Source organism: Pseudoalteromonas sp. P1-13-1a (genome assembly GCF_001401875.1).
In the GTDB taxonomy this organism is placed as follows: domain Bacteria; phylum Pseudomonadota; class Gammaproteobacteria; order Enterobacterales; family Alteromonadaceae; genus Pseudoalteromonas.
This window is the reverse complement of record NZ_LKDV01000120.1, coordinates 1-280: the sequence shown is the minus strand read 5'-3', so window position 1 is coordinate 280 and position 280 is coordinate 1. Positions and strand designations below refer to the sequence as shown.

Annotated in this window: 1 pseudogene; it reads left to right on the top strand. The window is 31.8% G+C overall.

The window, feature by feature from the left end:
• A pseudogene (locus AN391_RS20845) lies at positions 1-280 on the top strand (hypothetical protein); the annotation flags it as partial.

Here is a 280-nt window from a genome sequence, read left to right as displayed (position 1 = left end):
TTTAAACAGTATACAGATGCTAAGATGTTCATTTCGTTTTTATATACGAAATATAATACTACTGCTGTTGAAACCATATCGGATTGGCCTAATAAAACACCGATAAGGTTTGCTCAAAGTGAATTATATAACTCACCTCAAGTTACTCATGATTCTCAAAAAGCTAATTCAAACTCTCACCTGGAAGATGAAGATTTTAATAGTGAAGATCTTGTTTTCATTGAAATATGGGATCGCAAATCGCTAATAAAACTATCCCTGCCATTTTTTGTTTTTACAG